1 protein-coding gene is annotated in these 833 nt (G+C 40.6%); it reads right to left on the reverse strand.

Annotated features, from left to right (window positions below; genetic code table 11):
- On the reverse strand, positions 1–833 hold an 833-nt coding region (locus ABD915_RS09920; protein WP_345117793.1), incomplete at both ends, for an RNA-guided endonuclease InsQ/TnpB family protein.

Below are 833 nucleotides of genomic sequence, written 5' to 3' on the forward strand. Positions count from 1 at the left end.
TCGACCATAGCGGGTTGCCTTATATGTCAATTGACGACAAAACTCGAAAAAACTTTGATCTGAAAGCGAACGCGATAAATGACGATTTTTCAGCAAGCCTTTTACATGAAGATCTTCCAGACAAAAGGTACCAAAACGCTGAATTAAATCGGTTGTAACCTTATGCAAATTATCCGTTCTTATATTGCTTATACGCGCATGAAGCTTAGCGAGTTTTTGTTTCGCCTTATAGCGGTTGCTCGAGCCTTTTTTCTTACGACTTAAACGCCGTGATAAGCGGCGTAAACGATTTAACAAAACCTTATAAGGTTTAACGCTTCCTATAGTCTCTCCTGTCGAAAGCGTTGCAAGGGCATTAATGCCCAAATCAAGGCCAACAATAGCTTGGTTCTCGCTCAATGAGGCTTGATTATCTGTTTCAACGCTAAGACTGACAAACCACCTATCCGCTTTACGGCTAATGGTTGCTGACAACAGCTTTCCTTGAAAGCGCAATTGTTCTCGCAGACGAACCCAACCAAGTTTGGGAATTCTTATCTTGGAACCTTGCAGCTGTATTTGATCATTGGTTAAAGTAAAACGATCGTGCACTCCTTTCTTTCTAAAAGTGGGATATCGACTCTTCCCTGAAAAGAAATTCTTAAAAGCCACACCCAATTGAATAATTGCCATTTGTGGAGCATTTTTAGTAACTTCCATAATCCAAGGAAATTGTTCTCGCTTTAGAGAATTGAATTGTCTACGTAGCGCATAGTTATTAGGCTTTGGTAAACGACTATCTTTCTTCCACGCTTCATATTGCTGCTGCCACTCTCTCAGTGCCCAATTATAAG

It is taken from the genome of Bartonella jaculi (assembly GCF_039543045.1).
Lineage (GTDB): Bacteria > Pseudomonadota > Alphaproteobacteria > Rhizobiales > Rhizobiaceae > Bartonella > Bartonella jaculi.